The 18,626-nt window shown below is 68.3% G+C and carries 18 protein-coding genes; 8 read left to right on the top strand and 10 right to left on the bottom strand.

Going from position 1 to position 18,626, the window contains the following annotated elements:
* Positions 1–120: 120 nt before the first annotated feature.
* Positions 121–1,563 (bottom strand): M1 family metallopeptidase, encoded by a 1,443-nt coding sequence (locus tag HDA45_RS17510; protein ID WP_343072091.1) that lies wholly within the window; start codon positions 1,561–1,563, stop codon positions 121–123.
* Between the two features lie 13 nt (positions 1,564–1,576).
* Between HDA45_RS17510 and HDA45_RS17505 the strand changes: the two genes are divergently transcribed.
* Positions 1,577–2,362, top strand: a complete 786-nt coding sequence (locus tag HDA45_RS17505; RefSeq protein WP_343072090.1) for an alpha/beta fold hydrolase — start codon at positions 1,577–1,579, stop codon at positions 2,360–2,362.
* Here HDA45_RS17505 and HDA45_RS17500 read toward each other — a convergent pair.
* From HDA45_RS17500 to HDA45_RS17490, 3 genes are all read right to left on the bottom strand, one after another.
* A complete protein-coding gene (locus tag HDA45_RS17500; RefSeq protein ID WP_184896646.1) occupies positions 2,341–2,784 on the bottom strand; it encodes a thioredoxin family protein in 444 nt (147 codons plus the stop codon). The two genes, HDA45_RS17505 and HDA45_RS17500, sit on opposite strands and share 22 nt — an antisense overlap.
* Positions 2,785–2,814: 30 nt before the next feature.
* Complete coding sequence (locus HDA45_RS17495) at positions 2,815–3,165, bottom strand: rhodanese-like domain-containing protein (protein WP_184896644.1); 351 nt, start codon at positions 3,163–3,165, stop codon at positions 2,815–2,817.
* A 341-nt stretch (positions 3,166–3,506) separates the two neighbouring features.
* Complete coding sequence (locus tag HDA45_RS17490; RefSeq protein ID WP_184896642.1) at positions 3,507–4,460, bottom strand: LysR family transcriptional regulator; 954 nt, start codon at positions 4,458–4,460, stop codon at positions 3,507–3,509.
* A 164-nt stretch (positions 4,461–4,624) separates the two neighbouring features.
* Between HDA45_RS17490 and HDA45_RS17485 the strand changes: the two genes are divergently transcribed.
* From HDA45_RS17485 to HDA45_RS17475, 3 genes are read left to right on the top strand one after another with little or no spacing between them, the layout of a single operon-like run.
* Positions 4,625–5,311, top strand: coding sequence for a tRNA-dependent cyclodipeptide synthase (locus HDA45_RS17485; RefSeq protein WP_184896640.1), 687 nt, complete (start codon positions 4,625–4,627; stop codon positions 5,309–5,311).
* A 2-nt stretch (positions 5,312–5,313) separates the two neighbouring features.
* Complete coding sequence (locus HDA45_RS17480) at positions 5,314–6,627, top strand: cytosine permease (protein ID WP_184896638.1); 1,314 nt, start codon at positions 5,314–5,316, stop codon at positions 6,625–6,627.
* On the top strand, positions 6,624–7,625 hold the full coding sequence (locus tag HDA45_RS17475; RefSeq protein WP_184896637.1) for a LysR family transcriptional regulator: 1,002 nt from the start codon (positions 6,624–6,626) through the stop codon (positions 7,623–7,625). Before HDA45_RS17480 ends, HDA45_RS17475 begins: the two co-directional genes overlap by 4 nt.
* A 27-nt stretch (positions 7,626–7,652) precedes the next feature.
* Here the strand turns inward: HDA45_RS17475 and HDA45_RS17470 are convergent, their stop codons facing one another.
* Positions 7,653–9,110: a M1 family metallopeptidase gene (locus HDA45_RS17470; RefSeq protein WP_184896635.1), complete on the bottom strand. Its 1,458-nt coding sequence runs from the start codon at positions 9,108–9,110 to the stop codon at positions 7,653–7,655.
* A gap of 399 nt (positions 9,111–9,509) precedes the next feature.
* Between HDA45_RS17470 and HDA45_RS17465 the strand changes: the two genes are divergently transcribed.
* A complete protein-coding gene (locus HDA45_RS17465) occupies positions 9,510–10,661 on the top strand; it encodes an MFS transporter (RefSeq protein ID WP_184896633.1) in 1,152 nt (383 codons plus the stop codon).
* Here HDA45_RS17465 and HDA45_RS17460 read toward each other — a convergent pair.
* The 4 genes from HDA45_RS17460 to HDA45_RS17445 form a co-directional block, all read right to left on the bottom strand.
* Complete coding sequence (locus HDA45_RS17460; protein ID WP_184896631.1) at positions 10,609–11,574, bottom strand: N-acetylmuramoyl-L-alanine amidase; 966 nt, start codon at positions 11,572–11,574, stop codon at positions 10,609–10,611. The genes HDA45_RS17465 and HDA45_RS17460 overlap by 53 nt on opposite strands.
* A gap of 88 nt (positions 11,575–11,662) precedes the next feature.
* Positions 11,663–12,538, bottom strand: a complete 876-nt coding sequence (locus HDA45_RS17455; RefSeq protein ID WP_184896629.1) for an A/G-specific adenine glycosylase — start codon at positions 12,536–12,538, stop codon at positions 11,663–11,665.
* Between the two features lie 18 nt (positions 12,539–12,556).
* On the bottom strand, positions 12,557–13,048 hold the full coding sequence (locus HDA45_RS17450) for a carbonic anhydrase (protein ID WP_184896627.1): 492 nt from the start codon (positions 13,046–13,048) through the stop codon (positions 12,557–12,559).
* 51 nt (positions 13,049–13,099) lie between these two features.
* A complete protein-coding gene (locus HDA45_RS17445; RefSeq protein WP_184896625.1) occupies positions 13,100–14,200 on the bottom strand; it encodes a LacI family DNA-binding transcriptional regulator in 1,101 nt (366 codons plus the stop codon).
* Positions 14,201–14,400: 200 nt separating this feature from the next.
* Between HDA45_RS17445 and HDA45_RS17440 the strand changes: the two genes are divergently transcribed.
* Genes HDA45_RS17440 through HDA45_RS17430 form a run of 3 tightly spaced genes read left to right on the top strand, consistent with a single transcriptional unit; the run spans position 14,401 to position 17,052 of the window.
* The gene (locus HDA45_RS17440; RefSeq protein WP_184896623.1) at positions 14,401–15,333 is read left to right on the top strand and encodes a metal ABC transporter solute-binding protein, Zn/Mn family; all 933 of its coding nucleotides are present in this window, start codon (positions 14,401–14,403) and stop codon (positions 15,331–15,333) included.
* Positions 15,333–16,166, top strand: coding sequence for an ATP-binding cassette domain-containing protein (locus HDA45_RS17435; protein WP_184896621.1), 834 nt, complete (start codon positions 15,333–15,335; stop codon positions 16,164–16,166). The genes HDA45_RS17440 and HDA45_RS17435 overlap by 1 nt, the downstream gene beginning before the upstream one ends.
* Before the next feature lie 4 nt (positions 16,167–16,170).
* The gene (locus HDA45_RS17430; RefSeq protein ID WP_184896619.1) at positions 16,171–17,052 is read left to right on the top strand and encodes a metal ABC transporter permease; all 882 of its coding nucleotides are present in this window, start codon (positions 16,171–16,173) and stop codon (positions 17,050–17,052) included.
* On the opposite strand, the gene HDA45_RS17425 is transcribed toward HDA45_RS17430, so the two are convergent.
* Complete coding sequence (locus tag HDA45_RS17425; RefSeq protein WP_184896617.1) at positions 17,049–18,362, bottom strand: alginate O-acetyltransferase AlgX-related protein; 1,314 nt, start codon at positions 18,360–18,362, stop codon at positions 17,049–17,051. The two genes, HDA45_RS17430 and HDA45_RS17425, sit on opposite strands and share 4 nt — an antisense overlap.
* Positions 18,363–18,626 lie beyond the last annotated feature (264 nt).

Here is an 18,626-nt window from a genome sequence, read left to right as displayed (position 1 = left end):
TTGTGACGACCTGGCGTTCCGTGAAGGCCTCCTTCACTACCGTGAGGGTAGGCAAGGAGGCCATCACGGACGGCTTCGCCCGCCACCCGCCGCATTCAGAGGACTAAATGCGGTGGATGCCTAGCCACGCAGGGTGCCGGGCAGGAGTTCCGCGTCCGGAGGGATCACCGTGCCGTGGAACCAGGCGTCGAAGAACGGCCGCAGGTCCTGTTCCGAAAGCTTGATCGTGAACGCCTCGAAATCCGCCCAAGACGCGTTCGCGTTCCGGTACGCCGCCGGCCATTCCTTCAGCAGCCGGGCGAACGCGCCTTCGCCGATTTTCCGCCGCAGCGCGTGGATGGCCAGGATGCCCTTGTCATAGACGCCGTGGAACTCCTGCCCGGCGCCCATGCCGACCAGTTTCGGCGTCCAGAAGTCCGGGCTGCCCCGCATGATCTCGAGGGCGGCGCGGTAGCGGTCGTCGAGGTTCTCGTTGTCCCGCGATTCCTGCCACAGCCATTGCGCGTACGAAGCGAGACATTCGTTGAGGCAGATGTCGGACCAAGAATTCAGCGTCACCGAATCGCCGAACCACTGGTGTGCGGTTTCGTGCACCACGGTGATCAGCTCGGCCCATTTCGCGTAGGTCGGCCTGGTCTGGGTCTCCAGCGAGAAATGGATGTCCTCGTCGAGATAGATCCCGCCCGCCGCGTCCATCGGGTACGGCCCGAACTTCGAGGTCAGGAACCCGATGATCTCCGGCAGCCGCCTGCCGGCGTCACGCCTGTCCTCCGCACCCGGCGCGTACGCGTTGACCAGTGGTGTCCCGTCCGGGAGCGACATCCTGTCGACGGTGAACTTGTCGATTGCCACCGTGGTCAGGTACGCCGCCACGGGCGTGCGTTCCTGCCAGGACGTCGTGGACCAGCCGTTCGCCGAGGTCTTCTGGATCTCGCGTCCGTTCGAGATGACGGTCCAGCCGTCCGGCACCCGGGCGGTGAGGGTGAACATCGCCTTGTCGCGCGGGGTTTCGTTGACGGGATACCAGAACGACGCCGAATGCGGCTCGCCGACGATGAACGCGCCGCCGTCCTTCGACTTCTGCCAGCCGTTCTCGCTGCCACCCGCCTTGGGAGTCGCCGATGGGTCGCCGCCGTAGAGGACCTTCGTGCGGAACGTGGTCCCGTTCCGGATCGGCTCGGCGGGGGTCACCACCAGTTCGAACTCGCCTTCGCGCGCGAACTTCGCCGGTTTTCCCTCCACTTCAACGGATTGGACCGTCAAGCCGCGTAAGTCCAAGTTGTACCGATTGAGGTCCTGGGTCGCTTTCGCGATCACCGTGGTGTCGCCGTCGAGACGTCCTTTCGCGGGGTCGTAAGTGATCCCGACCTGGTACTCGACCGCGTCGTAGCCGCCGTTGCCGTCCATCGGGTAGTACGGGTCGCCCGCACCCGAAGCACCTGGCGCCGGGTTCATCGGCGGCGGCGGTGGGGGCGCCGCCGGGGGAGGATCGGCACTGCAACCGATAATCAGGGCGCAGATGACCCCCAAGACCAGACCGGCGGCGGGGACACGGCTGCGCATGGAGGAGAGCTTAGTGGTGATTCAGCGCGACGGGTTGATCACTTTCGGCGGTGACGGGCCGCCGATCGTCCTCCTGCACGGCCTGATGGGCAGGGCGACGACGTGGTGGCGGGTCGCGCGAAGGCTCGAACCGTACGGGCGTGTCTTCGGTCTCGACGCGCGCGGACACGGACGCGGGCCCCGCGGCGGGCCTTGGCGCACCGAGCGGTTCGCCGACGACGTCGCCGAGGTGCTGCGGACCTTCGGCGAACCCGCGGTCCTGATCGGACATTCGATGGGCGGCCTGCACGCGTGGGTCACCGCGGCCACGCATCCCGAACTCGTCCGCGCCGTGGTCTGCGAGGACTTCGCGCCGGACCAGCGCGGGCGGACCGTCGACGACTGGCGCGGCTACTTCGAATCCTGGCCGGTCCCGTTCCGGTCACTGGCCCACGTGCGTGCCTTCTTCGGCGACACCGGCGACTATTTCATCGAATGCGTCGAAGAACGGGAAGACGGCTATCACCTGATCGCCTCGCTCGCCGATCTGTACGAGATCGCCGCGGAATGGGGACGGCGGGATTTCTGGGAGTACGTCGAGCGGGTCGAGTGCCCCCTGCTCGCCATCGAAGGCGAGCGGACGGCGATGCCGCACGGCCAGCAGGCCGAGCTGGCCGCACGCGTGCCCGGCGGCCTCGGACGGCACATCGTCGTCCAAGGCGCCGGGCACGTGGTGCACGACGAAGCGCCGGAGACCTACCTCGGTGCCGTCGAGGCGTTTCTCTCCGACGTCATCGGTCAGCCCTTCTTCGCCAGCTGAGCGTCGATCCAGGCGCGCAGCTTCGTCTCACCCGGGTAGCCGATGTTCCGCGAGGACGGCAGCTCGGCGGCGTTGCGGACGCCGACGAGCGTCGGGAGGTAGCGGATGTTGTACCGGGTGGACAGGTCGCGGCTCTGGTCGACGTCGACCTCGCCGAGCAGGAACTTGCCGCCGTACTCGCCGGCGAGCCGCTCGATGACCGGTTTCATCTGGCGGCACGGCGGGCACCAGGTCGCGCCGAAGTCCATGATGACCAGCTTCTGCCTTGAGATGTCCATGACCTCGGCGTAGTTGGCCGAAGTCACCGTCATCACGTTCTCGGCCATCGGTGACGGTGCGGCGGAAGCGGCGCCGGAGCCGAAACCGGTGATGAGCGCCAGCACACCGGCCAGCACACAGACGAACCGTTTGCACTTGGACAAGACGTTCTCCTTAGATGCGGGGTAGTCCACTCAGGACGAAGAACCGGTCGGCAAACCGTTCGAGACCCAGTCCTCGATGCCTTCGCGGTACTTGCGGACGTTCGTGTAGCCGAGCTCCAGCAGCCGCCGTCCGACGAATTCGCTGTTGCGGCAAGGCGTGTTCGCGCAATAGACGACGACCGCGGCCGCCTTGTCCGGCAGGACAGTCGGTGCCAGGTGATCGGTGAATTCGGCGGCCTGTTCGTACGGGAATCCCGGAATGTTGCGCGCCTCCGGGAGATGCTCCTTCTCGAAATAAGTGACCGGCATCGTGTCGACGACGATCACGGATCCGGCCTCCATTCGGGAGAGCAGTTCCGTACGAGAGATCAACGGCAGCATGGTGCCCCTTCTCTTCACGACCGTGATTGACGATTCCCATCGTCGGCCGTTCTCCGGGGCTCGCTCTAGTGCCGCCTGGACATGTCGGAGGGTTATCGAGGGGTGACCGGAGCACCCCCGGGCGACGATGTAGGAATCAGGACACTCAACGTCCCGATTCCTACATCGTCAACCCCGACGCCCGAACAGTCACTCACGAGGTGCTTCACGCGTCGTCGCCGGGACCGGTGAGGTTGCTGGGGCTGGAGGGGTTGTTCCGGGTCGGGTGAGGGGAGCTTTGAGGGACCCTGGGTCCCTCAAGGAGTCCTTCACGGACACCGCGACCCACGCCAACTCGCCCGTCAGCCGGCGGCCAGCCTCCCGTGCCGGTCCAGCCAGGTCCGGTACGGCGTCGTCCGTTCGGCCAGTTGCCAATAGCCCGCCGTCGCCTCGGTCGCGAGTTCCCGGACGCCGGGCGCGCACGGGCCGTCCTCCCGCCAGGCGAGCATGTGCCGCACGCACATCGGCGCGCCCGCGAGCGGGCGGATGACCAGGCCGTCCGACGGCGGCCGCGTCGGCTGCACCAGCCCGACGCCGTATCCGCCGCTGACCAGGTCTTCCCGCGCGGTGTCGATGTCCACGTCGTGGGTGATCCTGGGGTCGAAACCGTGCGCGAGGCACATTTCGCGGAACACCACCCGGCAGCCGTCGCCGCCACTCGACACGATCCAGTCCTCGCCGGCCAGTTCGGTGAGTTCGATTTCCTCCACGTCGGCGAGCGGATGCTCGGAAGGCACCGCGACGAACGACGGTTCCTTGACCAGGGTCATGGTCCGCACCTCCGGCGGCACCGGCAGTCCGCGCCCGCCGCAGATCATGATGAGCGCGAGGTCGATGCCGCGATTCGCGACCTGCGCGAGCAGTCGCGTGCGCGAGGTGTCCGCGCGCGTGCGGAACGGTTCGCCCGGCCGCAGGTCCCGAAGCCCGGCGAGCAGCGAACCCGTGATGGCGCTGTCGTTCCAGCCGATTCTGATCGCTTCGCCGACCTCCGGTTCCTGGCGGTGGAAGTCGTGCTCCAGTTCGTCGAAGGTGAGCACGATCGCCCGCGCCCGCCGCAGGATCAGGGCGCCGAGTTCGGTGGGCCGCACGCCGTGCTGGTCGCGGTGGAACAGTGATCCGCCGACCATCCGCTCGATCCGGCGCAACTGGTGGCTGAGCGCGGGCTGCCCGAGCCCCAGTCCGGCCGCGGCACGGTTGAGGCTGCCGGAGGAAGCGATTTCACAGATCACGCGAAGATGCCGAACCTGAATCTCCATGACTTCGTATACCGCGCTTCCGGCCCCGTCGGCACCCCCGAAAGTCGAGATCCGTAATTTCCTATAACCCGATGACAATATTTACTGGCAATACCCGGTCCGCCGGGCCGTGGCTACGTTCGGTCGGCGTCTCTCCCCGCATATCACGCGAATCAGGAGCCGTCTTGCTGCGACCACTGCCGCTCACCGAGCATTGTACCGATCCGCTGGCGCGAGCCGAGCACGTTTGCATCGGGGTCAGCCCGTTCAACAGCTATTTCACGGTGGAACGGATCGCCGATCTCGCCCGCTGGGCCATGTCGGCCTTTCAGGGCTTTCATTTCTTCGTCCCGGACGGGCCGTCCGCGTTCACCCTCGAAGCGCTCGGCTACGACCCCGTCCGCGCCACGCAGAAGGCGCAGCGGCAGGGCAACTACACGCGCAACAAGATCGTCCGGGCGTTGCAGCAGGTCTGCCCGTCGGATCCGCACACCTTGATCCTGGACGCCGCCTCGCTCGAAGCCGATCGCGCGTACCTCGGCCTGCTTTCCGAGGCGCACCACCGGTTCGCCACCGATCCGGAGTTCGCCGAGCAGTGCCTCGGCGCCACGGGCTGGGTGCTGGACCGGCGGCTGCCCGAAGGCGAACACCCCAACCGTGACCAGTTGCGCAGCGCTGTCCGGTACTTCCTGGCCGAGTTGCCGATGTTCGTCGGCACCGTGGCCGTCGCCGGGGTCGAAAGCTCGGTTTTCGCCTACCACCAGCGGGTTTCGTTCCTCGAACGGCTCTATCGCGGCGAACTCTCCTGGCGTCCGCTGCCCGGACAGGGCTTCGTCGTCCTCGAGAACGCCGTCCCGGAACGGGCGGAGTGATCGTGGAACACGACGACTTCTCCCTGCGCCGGGTGCCCGCCGAACGCCGCTACTCCTGGGTTTCCGTCGCGCTGCAACGGTTCGGGCAGGTTTCCTCGTTCCACCAGTTCCTGCTCGGCGCGGTACTCGGGTTCGGCATGACCTTCTGGGACGCCGTTCTCGCCATCACGATCGGTTCGGTGCTGCTGGAGATCATCACGATCCTGATGGGCATCGCCGGCACCCGGGAAGGGCTGTCCACGTCGGTGCTCGCCCGCTGGGCGGGCTTCGGCACCGGCGGCTCCTCGCTGGTCGGGCTGCTCATGACGCTGAGCCTGGCGGGCTGGTTCGGGGTGCAGAACGACGTGTTCGCCCACGGTCTCCACGCCTTGATGGGCGGCCCGCCGGTGTGGGTGTGGGCCCTCGCGGGCGGCGCGCTGGTCACCGCGATCGTCGTGTTCGGCTTCCACGCGATGGCTTGGACGGCGTACCTGACGGTGCCCGCCTTCCTCGCGCTGGCGGGGTATTCGATCGTCACCGCGCTGGGCGACCATTCGCTGCCGGCGTTGATGGCCGAGCAGCCGCCGGGACCGGCGATGTCGCTGGCACAGGGCACCACGCTGGTGGCGGGCGCGTTCATCATGGGCGCGATCATGACCCCGGACATGACCCGGTTCAACCGGACCGCGTCCGACGTGGTGAAACAGACCCTCGTCAGCATCACCCTCGGTCAGTACCTGATCGGCCTGATCGGTGTCCTGCTCGCACACGCGGCGAAAAGCGCCGACGTGGTCGGGATCATCACCTCGTCGTCCGGTGTGCTCGGCACGCTGATCCTGGTCACCGCGATCCTGAAGATCAACGACTGGAACCTCTACTCGTCCTCGCTCGGGCTGGTGAACACCGTGCAGGTGCTGCTGTCCCGCCGGCTCGACCGCACCACCGCGACCCTGCTGCTCGGCGGTCTCGGCACGGTGCTCTCCGCGATCGGCATCCTCGATCATTTCACCACCTTCCTGACCTGGGTCGGCGTGCTCACGCCGCCGGTGGCCGGAGTGGTGATCGCCGAGTACTACGTGGTCCGGCGCTGGAAACCCGATCTGGAGGCCACTCGCGCGTCCGGGGAGCTGCCCTCGTCCTGTCCGACTTGGGTTCCCGTCGCGCTGATCTGCTGGGCGGCCGGGGCCGCGGTGGGTATCTGGCTGCCGTGGGGAATTCCCACGGTGAATTCCGTTTTCGGCGCCTTTCTCCTGTATATTGTTCTCGGCAGACGGACCACGGCCGCGGCGGATTCCGCGGCGATGACTTCTTCCGGCGGGGCGAAATCCCGTACGTGACAAAGGAGTTCGACGTCGTACAGCTGGATGTTCACCACCTGCGGGTGATCCGGGCGATCGCGGACACGGGCAGCCTTTCCCGTGCCGCGATCGCTCTCGGTGTCACCCAGCCCGCGGTGTCCGCGCAACTCAAACGGCTGGAGAACATGCTGGGATATCAGCTGTTCGACAGGCGGGAGGGCAGTGTGTCACCCACGCCGATGGGCGAGCTTCTGTTGCGCCGGACAGCGGCTTTGCTGCCACAGCTGGACAAACTGCTCGAAGACATCGAGCAGCGCGTCTGCCCCAGCGGCCCGCCCGACGTCGTCCGGGTGGTGTCGGTGGCCAGCGCGCTGGTGGCGCATCTGCCGTCGCTGGTGCACCGGTTGTGGCCCGATGTCGCCGAGGTGCAGGTCATCCACGACGACCACCCCGAGCGGCTGCTGCCGCTGCTGTCCCAGCGGCGCGCGGAATTGGGGCTGGTCAAGGATTATCCGGGTTACGAGCTCGAGATCCCCGCGAATGTGGACACCGCGGTGGTGGTCACGGAGCCGACTTTCGTCCTGCTGCCGGAAGGGCATCCACTGGCGTGCCAGGAGGTCGTCGATCTGCGCGAACTTCGAAACGAATCGTGGGTGATGGTCTCCGATTCGTCGGCGGCCACGTTCACGAAGTACTTCGCCGACACCTGCGCGCGATACGGCTTCAGCCCGTCGGTCACCCATCAGGTGACTTCGCAACAGGTGGCGCTCCTGGTGGTCCGGTCCGGCGCGATCGGCCTGTCGCAGCCGATCTGCGATCCGCGGAATCTCGGCATCGTGACCAGGCCGCTGCGCGGGAATGTGTTGCCCCGCAGGCATATTCTCGCCTGGAACCGGGAGACTTTCGTGGCGGGGCGCCGGGCGGAACTGCTCGCCGCCGTCGTCGAGGCGTACTGGGCCGAGGCGAGGACGTCGCCGGTTTACGCCGGATATCTGGATTCCCATGGCGAACTGGGGACCCGCCCGGACGACGGATGATCGGGTCACGTCGTCCGGGCGGGAGCTTCACCGCGAAGGGCGCAGCGGCCCGGGATAGAGGAGATCGTCCGGCGGCCGCACCGTGCCGTCCAGCCACGCGTGGTTGAACGCTTCGAGGTCGAGTTGTGTCATCGCGGAGACGTAGAGCTCGAAATCGTGCCAGTTCTGGTTTCCCTGCGGGTTGATCACCGGGAAACCCGCCATGATCTGGAAGAACCCGTCATCGCCGATCAGCCGCCGCAGCGCGTGCACCATCAGCACGGCCTTGGTCGTGGGGGCGAATTCGGTTCCCTTGCCCGGATCGGTGAGCTTGGGCGACCAGAAACCGGCGTCACCGCTCACCTCGGCCACCATTTCGCGGTATCGCCTGTCGAGGTCGACGCCGTTCTTGGTCTCGTCCCACAGCCACACCGCGTACTGCGCGATCGACTCGGGCATCAGCGCGTCGCGCCACATCTTGCCGCTCACGCCGGCTCCCCACCATTGGTACGCGGTGGCGTACACCAGATCGGCGATGGTGGCCGTGCGGCCGTACACCGGACGGGTCTGGGCGCCATGCGTGTAGCCGAGAGAGCGGTCGAGGAACAGCCCGCCCGCCGCTGATTGCGGATAGTCGCCGAACTTCCCGCCGAGGAACTCCAGCACCTCGGGCAGCCGTCCGCCGATCTTCCGCTTGTCGGCGGCGCACGGGTGGTAGGCGTTGATCGCGGTCCGGCCACCCGGAAGCGTGACCCTCTCGACCTCCCAGCGTCCGATGCCGAGCATCGCCGTGCTCGGCGCGAGCGCGGTGTCCTCGGACCAGGTGACGGTGTGCCTGCCGACGCCGGCGGGAACGTCGGAGACCTGCGAACCGTTGCCCAGCACGGAGAATTCGTCCAGGACGGTGACGGAGACGCGCAGGGTCGCCTTGTCGACTTCGGTACCGTTGACAGGGAACCAGGTCATCGCCGAACGCGGCTGACCGGTGGCGACGGCGGAATCGCCGGGGGTGCCCAGCCAGCCGACGCGGCCACGGGCCGTGCCGATCGGCTCCGGGCGTCCGTCGTAACCGACCACCACGGTGAACCGCGCGCCTTGGGCGAGCGCGGTCCGCGGGGTGATCACCAGCTCGTGTTCACCCGCGCGCCGGAACGTGGCAGGCACCCCGTCGACGGTGACCGTTCGCACGGTGAGGCCGCGCAGGTCGAGGTCGAACCGGCTGAGGTCCTGGGTGGCCGTCGCGGTGATCGTCGCCTTGCCGTACAACAGCATCGAGTACGGCGAGTAGTCCAACGCGAGCGAGTACTTGTCGACGTCGTAACCGCCGTTGCCGTCCTTCGGGTAGTAAGGATCGGCGCCGAGGACGGTGCCGTCGGGGGAAACGTGCACATACCCGTCACTGCCGGGTGCCGGCTGAGCCGTGGCCGGAGCCTGGCAGGTGCCGATCATCGTGGTGGCGAGCAGCGCGGTGCACAAGGGCTCCTGCCACCGAATCCGCACGGTCATGAACGAGCCTTCTCTCTACGGGGGAGGATGCCCGGTCATCGTGCGTGCGCCCGCGCCGCGCGCGGCACTGTCAGCCGGTCATGCCGCGGGGTTATCCCCGGCCTGCCGCCTGGTTCTTTCGGGTGGGGGCGGCCGACGAGATCCGACCGCCCTGACTGTCCACATGGGATACGCCCAGGCAGCGTTCGCCCCCTGAGCGCGCGCGGGGGCGGTGTCGCGAAAGCCACTTTCGGGACATCTGGCGTCGCGAAAGTGGCTTTCGCGACGTCAGGCTCGAACCCGGTCGGCACGCATCGCCGCCGTCGGTCACACAGGGCGGCTGGAGGGCGAAGGCCGATAACGCCACGGCATACCCGCCAGGGACTATCCCGCGCCGCGGCCGCGAGAGATCGTCGACGCATGCTGCCCCTCCCGGCGCTGCTCGCGCTGACGACGACCGTCTTCCTCGGCTGCCTCACCGAAGTGCTGCCCGCCGGGCTGCTGCTGGGCATGTCCGCGGAGCTGGGGGTCTCCCCGTCGGCCACCGGCCAGCTGGTGACGGTCTACGCGATCACCACCGCGCTCACCGCCATCCCGCTCACCGGCGCGACACTCCGGGTCCCGCGCAAACGGTTGCTCCTGGTGCTGATCGCCGGATTCCTGCTCACCAATCTGCTGATCGCGGTGTCCTCGTCGTACCCGCTGATCCTCGCCGCGAGGGTCGTTTCCGGGGCGCTGACCGGGGTGATGTGGTCCCTCGTCGCCGGTTACGCGATGCGCCTCGCCCCACCGGGGCTCACCGGGCGAGCGCTGGCCGTGGCCATGTCGGGCACGCCGATCGGGTTCGCCCTCGGCGTTCCCGCCGGTACCGCGCTCGGCGAACTGGCCGACTGGCGCTGGGCCTTCGCCGCGATGGCGCTGATCACCGTGCCGCTGCTGGCGTGGGTGATCGCCGTGGTGCCCGCCGTCCCCGCGGATCCGGCGGCGTCCACCCGGCCGCTGGCCGCGTTCCGGCTGCCCGGGATGCGCCCCGTACTCGCGACGGTGGCGCTGTTCTCCTTGGGACACAACGTGGCCTACACCTACATCGGCCCGGTGCTCGCGGGGCTGGACGTGGCGCGGATGCTGGGCGTGGTCCTGCTGGTGTTCGGCTGCGCGACCGTCGGCGGGCTGGTCGTCGTGGGTGCCGCGCTCGACCGTCATCCGCGTGCCGTGCTGATGTTCTGCACCGGGGTGACGGCCGCGGCCATCGTCCTGCTGGAGATCGGCGACGGCGTCCACGGCCTGGTGCTGACCGCCGCCGCGTTGTGGGGCCTGGCGTTCGGCGGCGCGCCCACCGCGTTCCAGGCCGTCACCGCGCTGATCGCGGGCCCCACGGCCGACGCCGCCCAGTCGCTCACCATCGCGGCCTGGAACGGCGCCGTCGCCGGGGGCGCGCTCATCGGCGGCCTGTTGCTGCCGTCGGGAACGTCTTCGCTCCCTTGGGTCGCCGCCTTCGTGATCCTCGTGCCGCTGACGTTCAGCCGGCGAGTTGTGCTTTCAGCGCCCGCGTATCGGTGCCTGGACGCATGATGAGCGGCCAGACGTCGGAGCCGAGGAACCCGGCCTCGTCGGTCGCCGCTGTCGCGCCGCACAGGTCGCGCTCCAGCCCGTTCCTCGCCGCCAGCGCGGTGACCGCGTCCTTTGTGGACTGTCCGAAGAGGCCGTCGACGGGGACGGCGAAACCGCGTGCCCGAAGGAGTTCCTGGGCCGTCCGCACTCGTGGTCCGGTGTCACCCGGCTTGAGCAGCGGCCACTCGGGCAGATCCGCCTTCGGCGAGGCCGAGCCCAGCAGGCTCCCGACAGCGGTGCGCAGTTCGGGAAGCCTGTCGTACAGCACGGTTCCCGGGCACTCGGTCGAGTTGAAGTCCCGGTGCCCCTTGATGAACTCCGGCGAGATCCCGTACTGCGAAGCGATGTACGCGACCATCTTCACCAGCGAGTCCCAGAGCGCCGGTGTGACGTCTTCCTTGCTGTAGAGACCCTCGTTCTCGATCCCGATGCAGGTGCTGTTGTTGTTGCCCACGTTCGCGCCGAGCACGTGCTGGGTCCCGCCGCGCAGGATCTCCAGGCTGCGATGCCTTCCCTCGGTGATATGCCCGCCGCGGCTGTTCGTGAACTGCTGGCCGCTGTCCACCCAGCCGCGGGTGTCCATATGGAAGTTCTGGATCGAACGCGACGCCCAGTAGGCGTGTTCGAGCGTGTAGTCGGTGACGTTTCCGGGATCGACGGTGTGGTGCACGACGATGTACGTCGGTTTGTGGTTCTGCACCTCGATCGCCCCGTTCGGCGGCCGGGCACCCCAGGCCGCCGTGTCGTGGATCTTCGGTTCTGATGCCCCAGGTGCCGCGACGGCGGCGGCGGAAAACGTTGTCGTCCCCAGTAGCCCGACGGCACTTACCGTCAGGCCGCCCTTGAGCGCGGTACGTCGGTCGAAGTCGGCCACGGGCGTAGCTCCCATCATGCGCGTTGGCCGGAAAACTAACCCGCCATCGCGTCGATGACAACCATTGACCAACTTTTGTCGTAATGCGTTAGTGTTCGCCGGGGAGTGCGAACAGGCCGTCGCCGGTCTGTTCGAGCAGGCCGTCGACCAGCAGGGAGTCGAGGCAGCGGTCGCGCTGCCCGGATTCGTCCCAGACGAGATCGAGCCTCGCCTTCTCGACCGGGCCTTCGGTACCGCGCAGGACATCGAGCAACAGGCCCCGTACCTGGCGATCGGTCCCGGCGAACTTCTGGACCTGCTTCGCGGGCCCGGCGTAGGCGGGTTTGCCCGCGTGCTGCCAGGCGCACTCGTCGTAGATCGGGCAGTCCGCGCAGCGCGGCGAGCGAGCCGTGCAGACGAGCGCGCCGAGTTCCATCAGCGCCGCCGAGAGTTTCGCGGCGGGCGCGTCTTCCTTCGGCAGCAACACCTCGACGTCGGCCATGTCGCGGGTGTTCGACGGCGGTCCGGCGTCACCCGCGCCGTGCACCGCCCTGGCCACCACGCGCCGGACGTTCGTGTCCACCACCGGAGCCCGCTTGCCGTAGGCGAAGGCCGCGACCGCGCGCGCGGTGTACGCGCCGATACCGGGCAAGGCGAGCAAAGTGTCCACATCGGACGGAACGACGTCGCCGTGTTCGGCGGCGATGACGGCCGCCGCCGCGTGCAACCGCAACGCGCGTCGCGGATAGCCGAGCTTGCCCCAGGCGCGCACGACTTCGCCCTGCGAAGACGCCGCCAGCGCCGAAGGCACCGGCCAGCGCTCCATCCACTCGAGCCAGATCGGCTGGACGCGCGCGACCGGCGTCTGCTGCAACATGATCTCGCTGACGAGCACACCCCAGGCGGTGCATTCCGGCTCACGCCAGGGCAGATCGCGCCCCACTTCGCCGAACCACTCGATCAGCACATCCGCGTCGACGCCCACGGGGCCAGCTTAGGAGGTCTACGCGACCTCGCTGAGGCGACCCGTTTTGACGTCGTAGACGAACCCGCGGACGTTTTCCCGGTGCGGGAGGAAGTCGCTGCGCCGGACGCGCTGCACCGAGCGGCGCACGCTGTCCTCGACCTCGCGGAACGCCTCGACGGCCCAGGTCGGGCGCAGTCCGGTGCTCTCCTCGAGCTCGTCCTTGAAGTCGTCTTCGGTGACCATGGACAGGCCGCATTCGGTGTGCTGGACGATCAGCACCTCGCGTGTGCCCAGTTTCCGCTGGCTCAGCGCGAGCGAGCGGATCATGTCGTCGGTGACGACGCCGCCGGCGTTGCGCAGGACGTGGGATTCGCCCTGGAGCAGCCCGAAGATCTCGAACACCCGGATACGGGCGTCCATGCAGGTCAGGACCGCCACCTGGAGTGATGGCCTCGGGGACGAACGGTCACCAGGAGTGACGTCGCCCAGCTCCTGGTTTCGCTTGAGAAGTACGTCGATGGAGGTCACGTGACCATTTGAACGGACACGTTCGGTGAGAGCAACGCTTTACGGGCTACATCACGGCCCGAACCAGCGTTCTTCGGCCGTTCGTGGCGGCGCGGACGTGCGGCCGACCCGCAATTCGGTCTGCAGGGTGATCACCTTCGGTCCGACCCGGTCGGCCGAGCTGAGCAGCAGCTTGCCCGCCGCCTTGCCCTTCTCCAGGACCGGCTGGTGGACCGTGGTGAGCCCGGATCGCTCGGCCTCGGTGATGCCGTCGAAACCGGTGACCGTCAGATCCTGCGGAACGCGCAGCCCACGGCGTTCCGCTTCGGCCAGCGCGCCGAGCGCGAGGATGTCCGAAGTGCAGATCACGGCGGTGACCTGCGGGTACGCGTCGAGAAGCTGTCGCGCGGCCGACGCGCCGTCGTCCACGGTGTGGTCGAAACGTTCGACAACGGGCACCGTCGCCCAGTCGACACCGGCCGCGGAGAACGCGGCGGCCAGCGCCTCCAGCCGGATCCGCTGGACGTGGAAATGCGCGGCGCTCTGCCGCTGGATGGAGACGAAGTCGTCGTTGCGCTCGCGGGCCAGCCGCATGCACAGCACGCCGATCTGCCGGTGGCCGAGAGAGATGAGGTGCGCGGCCATCGCGGTCACCGCGGCCGCGTCGTCCGGGCCGACCCTGTCGACACCGTCCACACGCGGCTGATCGACGATCACCGTCGGCACCGGGCGCTCCAGTACGGCGCCCAGATGCGGGTCGTCGTCGGGGACCGAATAGACGACGAAGCCGTCGACACCGGCGCGGTGCACGGCGGCGACATCCTCACGGCCGGGGCTGGCCGGGACCAGGTGCAGGCCGACGCCCGCGTCTTCGCACGCCAGCGCGAGCCCTTCGAGCACGCCGACGGCGGCGGGATCGCGGAAGGCGTAGGAGAGGTTCTCGGTGAGTAAAAGACCGACAGCACCCGCCTTGCGCGTCCGCAGTGAACGGGCCACCGGGTCCGGGCCCGGGTAGCCGAGGCGGCGCGCGGTCTCGAGGACACGGCGGCGCAGCTCAGGGGACAGCTGGTCGGGTCGGTTGTAGGCGTTGGAGACGGTGGTCCTCGACACACCGAGCTCTGCGGCCAACGACGCCAGTGTCGCCTGCCTCCTGGTGCGGATAGGACGGCCCATCCGCAAACCGTAACGGTTCAGAACGTTTTGCAGAAGCATCACCCGACGTGTGGCAGGTCTCGATTCAGAGTGACCCTGGGTACAGCTCGTACCTGGACAGAGGGTGCCGTCAGCCGGATGGGGTACAGTTGAATCTGACAACGGTTTCCATTACCCGGCATCTGGGACACCTGGCCTGGGCATCCGCAGGAGTGCAGTAAATGAATTCCCGCCGTACTAAGAGTGTTTTCGCGGCCGTGTCGGCCCTGGCCGTCCTCGCGCTCGGCGCGACGGCTTGCGCGTCCGGTGACAAGGCGTCGACGGGCTCCGGTTCGCAGAACGCGTCCGCCGCGAACCCCGGCGGCGGAGAGAAGATCAAGGTCGTCGCCTCGACCGACGTCTGGGGCAGCGTCGTGACCGCCGTCGGCGGCGACAAGGTCGAGGTCACCTCGATCATCCACGACCCCTCGGCCGACCCGCACTCCTACGAGACCACCGCGAGCGACGCCATCGCCGCGAAGAACGCGAAGCTGACGCTGTCCAACGGCGGCGGCTACGACGAGTTCTTCTCGAAGCTGGCCGATCAGGCCGCCGGCGCGCAGAAGCTGGTCGCCGTCGACATCGCCGCGACGGGCAACGAGAACGAGCACGTCTGGTACAGCCTGCCCGGCGTCGAGAAGATCGCCGACCAGGTCGCCGCGAAGCTCGGCGAGATCCAGCCCGCGTCGAAGGACGTCTTCACCGCCAACGCGACCGCGTTCAAGGGCAAGACGCAGGAACTGCTGACGAAGGTCTCCGGCCTGGGCGCTTCCGGTGGCAAGGTCGTCGCGACAGAGCCCGTCGCGCACTACCTGCTCGACAGCGCGAAGGTCACCGACGCGACTCCGCCCGCCTTCGCCGAGGCCGTGGAGGCGGAGCAGGACGTGCCCGCCGCCGCGCTCAACCAGGTCAAGCAGCTGATCTCCGGCAAGCAGGTGAAGGCGCTGGTCAACAACGCGCAGACCACCACCCCGGTCACCCAGCAGGTCGTCGGCGACGCCAAGAGCGCCGGGATCGCGGTCGTCGATGTCACCGAAACACTTCCCCAGGGTGTGACCGACTACATTGCATGGATGACCAAGTCGGTGGACGCGCTGGCGGGAGCACTGAAGTAGTGACCTCCGTACCTGCCGAGGCGCGTCCCGCGGTCCGTGTCCGCGGGGCGAGCCTCGCGTTCGGCACCAGGACCCTCTGGACCGGGCTCGACCTCGACGTCGAGCCCGGGGAGTTCCTCGCGATCCTGGGGCCGAACGGCTCCGGGAAGAGCAGCCTGCTCAAGGTGCTGCTCGGTCAGCAAGGACTGCCCGAGGGCACGGTCGAGATCGCGGGGCGGCGCCCCGGCGGGCAGAACCGGCGGATCGGCTACATCCCGCAGCAGCGCGCCCTCGACGAGGGCCTGACGATGCGCGGGGTCGATCTGGTCGGCCTCGGCCTGGACGGGCACCGGTGGGGGACGGGGCTCTTCGGGATTGCGAAACGGCGTCAGCTGGTGGCGCGGGCGATCGAGTCCGTCGGCGCCCAGGCGTACGCGAAACAGCCGGTGGGGCGGCTTTCCGGTGGCGAGCAGCAGCGGCTCCGCGTCGCGCAGTCGCTGGTCGGAGACCCCGAGGTCCTGCTGTGCGACGAGCCGCTGCTCTCCCTCGACCTCGCCCACCAGCGCGCGGTCAGTGAGCTGATCGACGAGCGGAGGCGTTCCGCCGACACGGCCGTCCTGTTCGTCACCCACGAGATCAACCCGATCCTGTCCTATGTGGACAGGGTGCTGTATCTGGTGAACGGCCAGTTCCGGGTCGGCAAGCCGGACGAGGTGATGAACTCGGAAACGCTGTCCGAGCTGTACGGCACGCGGATCGAGGTGCTCAAGGTCGGCGGGCAGATCCACGTCGCCGGGGCGCAGAGCTCGCTGTGCGAGGACGAACCACACCACATCGACGAACAGGTTTCGTAGCACCGTGGACAAGATGTTCGACTTCGCCCTGACCGGCGAACTCCTCGGCCTCGACTTCGTACAGACGGCGCTGCTCGCAGCCGCCGTCCTCGGGCTGGTGGCGGGCGTACTCGGCCCGCTGGTGGTCATGCGGCGGATGTCGTTCGCCGTGCACGGCACCGCCGAGCTGGCCTTCACCGGCGCGGCGGGCGCGCTGCTGCTCGGCGTCGGCGTCGAACTCGGCGGCCTCGCGGGCGCGGTCATCGCCGCCCTGCTGATCGGGATCCTCGGCGGCCGCGAGTCCGAACGCGACTCCGTGATCGGCGTGATCCTCGCTTTCGGACTCGGCATGGGCGTCCTGCTGCTGTCGTTCTACGAAGGCCGCAGCGCCAACAAGTTCGGCATCCTCGTCGGGCAGATCATCACCATCGACTCGACCAACCTGAACCTGCTCGTCGGCGCGTCGGTCGTCGTCCTGGTGGTGCTCGCGGTGATCTACCGGCCGCTGCTGTTCGCCACGGTCGACCCCGCGGTCGCGACGGCGCGCGGGGTGCCGGTGCGGCTGCTGTCGCTGATCTTCGCGGTGCTGGTCGGGATTTCGAGCGCGCTCGGCGTGCAGATCGTCGGCGCGCTGCTGGTGGTCTCGCTCATGGTGACCCCGGCCGCGGCGGCCGCGCGGGTCACGGCGAGCCCGTGGAAGGCGACAGTGCTGTCGATCGTCTTCGCGGAGATCGCGGCACTCGGCGGGATCATCCTTTCGCTCGCGCCAGGGAAACCGGTGAGCGCGTTCGTCACGACGATCTCGTTCGTGATCTACCTGGTCTGCCGCCTCATCGCGTGGCTGCGCGGCAGGAGCTCGCGGGTCCGCGTCGAGCCGACGGCGACACCGCAGCCCGCCTTGCGCTAGCGGATCGGGTGCTCGGCGAGCGCCTTCTTGACAGCCGCGAGGAAACCGGGGTCGAGGAACGCGAGCTGGCCACCGGCCACACTGCGTTCGACAGCCTCCAGGACTACGACGTTGGCGTTCACGAAAGCGTCGACGGCCTCGGCCTGCGACGTCTTCTGGGTGAAGTGCGCCAGCATCGTCAGGTTCGTGAACGCGCCCGAGAGATACCGCGAAGACGCCTTCGTGAACGAGTCGCCGTAGATCAGGATCTTCTCGTCGACGGTGCCGATCAGCGGACTCGCCGTGCGGTACACCGGCCTGTCGATGTCGCCGTTCGACTCGCCCGCTCGATCGACCAAGCCGTCCGGGCGGAGGCTGTACAGCGTGTTCGTCTTCGTGCCTTGCTTGCTGATCAGCGGCGGCAGGTCGGCGACCGCGTCGTACGGGCCCATGGGCACACTCACCCAGGTCTGCGTGACACCCGGTTTGATCGCGTTCGCGATGGCGCGCGTCATCACCAGCGCGCCCTCGTCGGCCCAGTGGGTGTCGTTCGGCGGGTAGATCGGCCGCTGCACCCGGCCCTCGGACGCGCGCAGCTCGGGCCGCAGGTCGATCGCACGGGCGTCCTTGAGCATCCGGTGCCAGGTGGCCGCCTCGGCCGACTGCGAGCAGTCCTTGCCGGGATAGGTGTCGGGCAGGAACTGCGGGACCATCGTCGACTTGTCCGGCGCGACGACGAGTTCGAAGCGCCTCCCGGACTGCTCGACCGCGCGCCGCAGCTCGTTGATCTTGTCGATGGTCTCGGGCAGCGGGCGGGACGGATCGCATTTCGCGTCGGCGTCGTAGCCGTAGTACAGCCAGCCGTCACGCCCCTGCACGACACGGCGATAGCCGGACGCGGCGTTCGGCGTCGGGCCCTGCGTCGGCGCGGTCTTGGACGGCGTCGGCGCCGGCGGCGCGGGGATCGGGCCCGCCTGCTGCTGCGGTGGCGGCTGGTCGAGCGGGGCGCCCTCGCCGAAGACCCCGCGGCTGATCGCGTCCGCGGCGGCGATCGCGCCGGGGCGGAAGGACAGCTGGTCGATGGCCCAGGTCGGCAGGTCGGTGAAGAACGCCCACCCCTTGTCCAAACCGGGGAAGCTCGCGAGCTTGTGGTTCTCGATCTCACCCGGCCGCACGCCGAACACCCACAGCAGGGCGGGGGTGGTGAAGAACAGAAGCGCGCTGATCAGCGCGGTCAGCTGCCTGCCACCGTGGCGCGGACGGTGCAACGCGTGCTCACGCGGAAGCCACGCCTCGTGGACGGCTGGCAGTTGCTGGGGTTCGGACGCCACCCCACCACCGTAATCACCCCGTGTCACCCGCATGTGAGAACGCCTCACTTCCGCGCCGCGGATCGCGTTTAGCCCGCTAAACGCACGTGCGCCTGACCTGCGTTTAGCGGGCTAAACGCGAGTGCTCGGCTGAGGTCCCCAATGTGGCATTGGGGACACGCTTCTCCACCGGGGCGCGGCGCCCCTCGCCTGACCTGCGTTTAGCGGGCTAAACGCGATGCCTCGGTTGCCCTGAAGGCCACCTTTGAGACGATCAACGTCTCA

Origin of the sequence: Amycolatopsis umgeniensis (assembly GCF_014205155.1) — a bacterium.
Lineage (GTDB): Bacteria > Actinomycetota > Actinomycetes > Mycobacteriales > Pseudonocardiaceae > Amycolatopsis > Amycolatopsis umgeniensis.
Note: the sequence above shows the minus strand (reverse complement) of the source record. Positions and strands in the feature narration are given on the sequence as shown.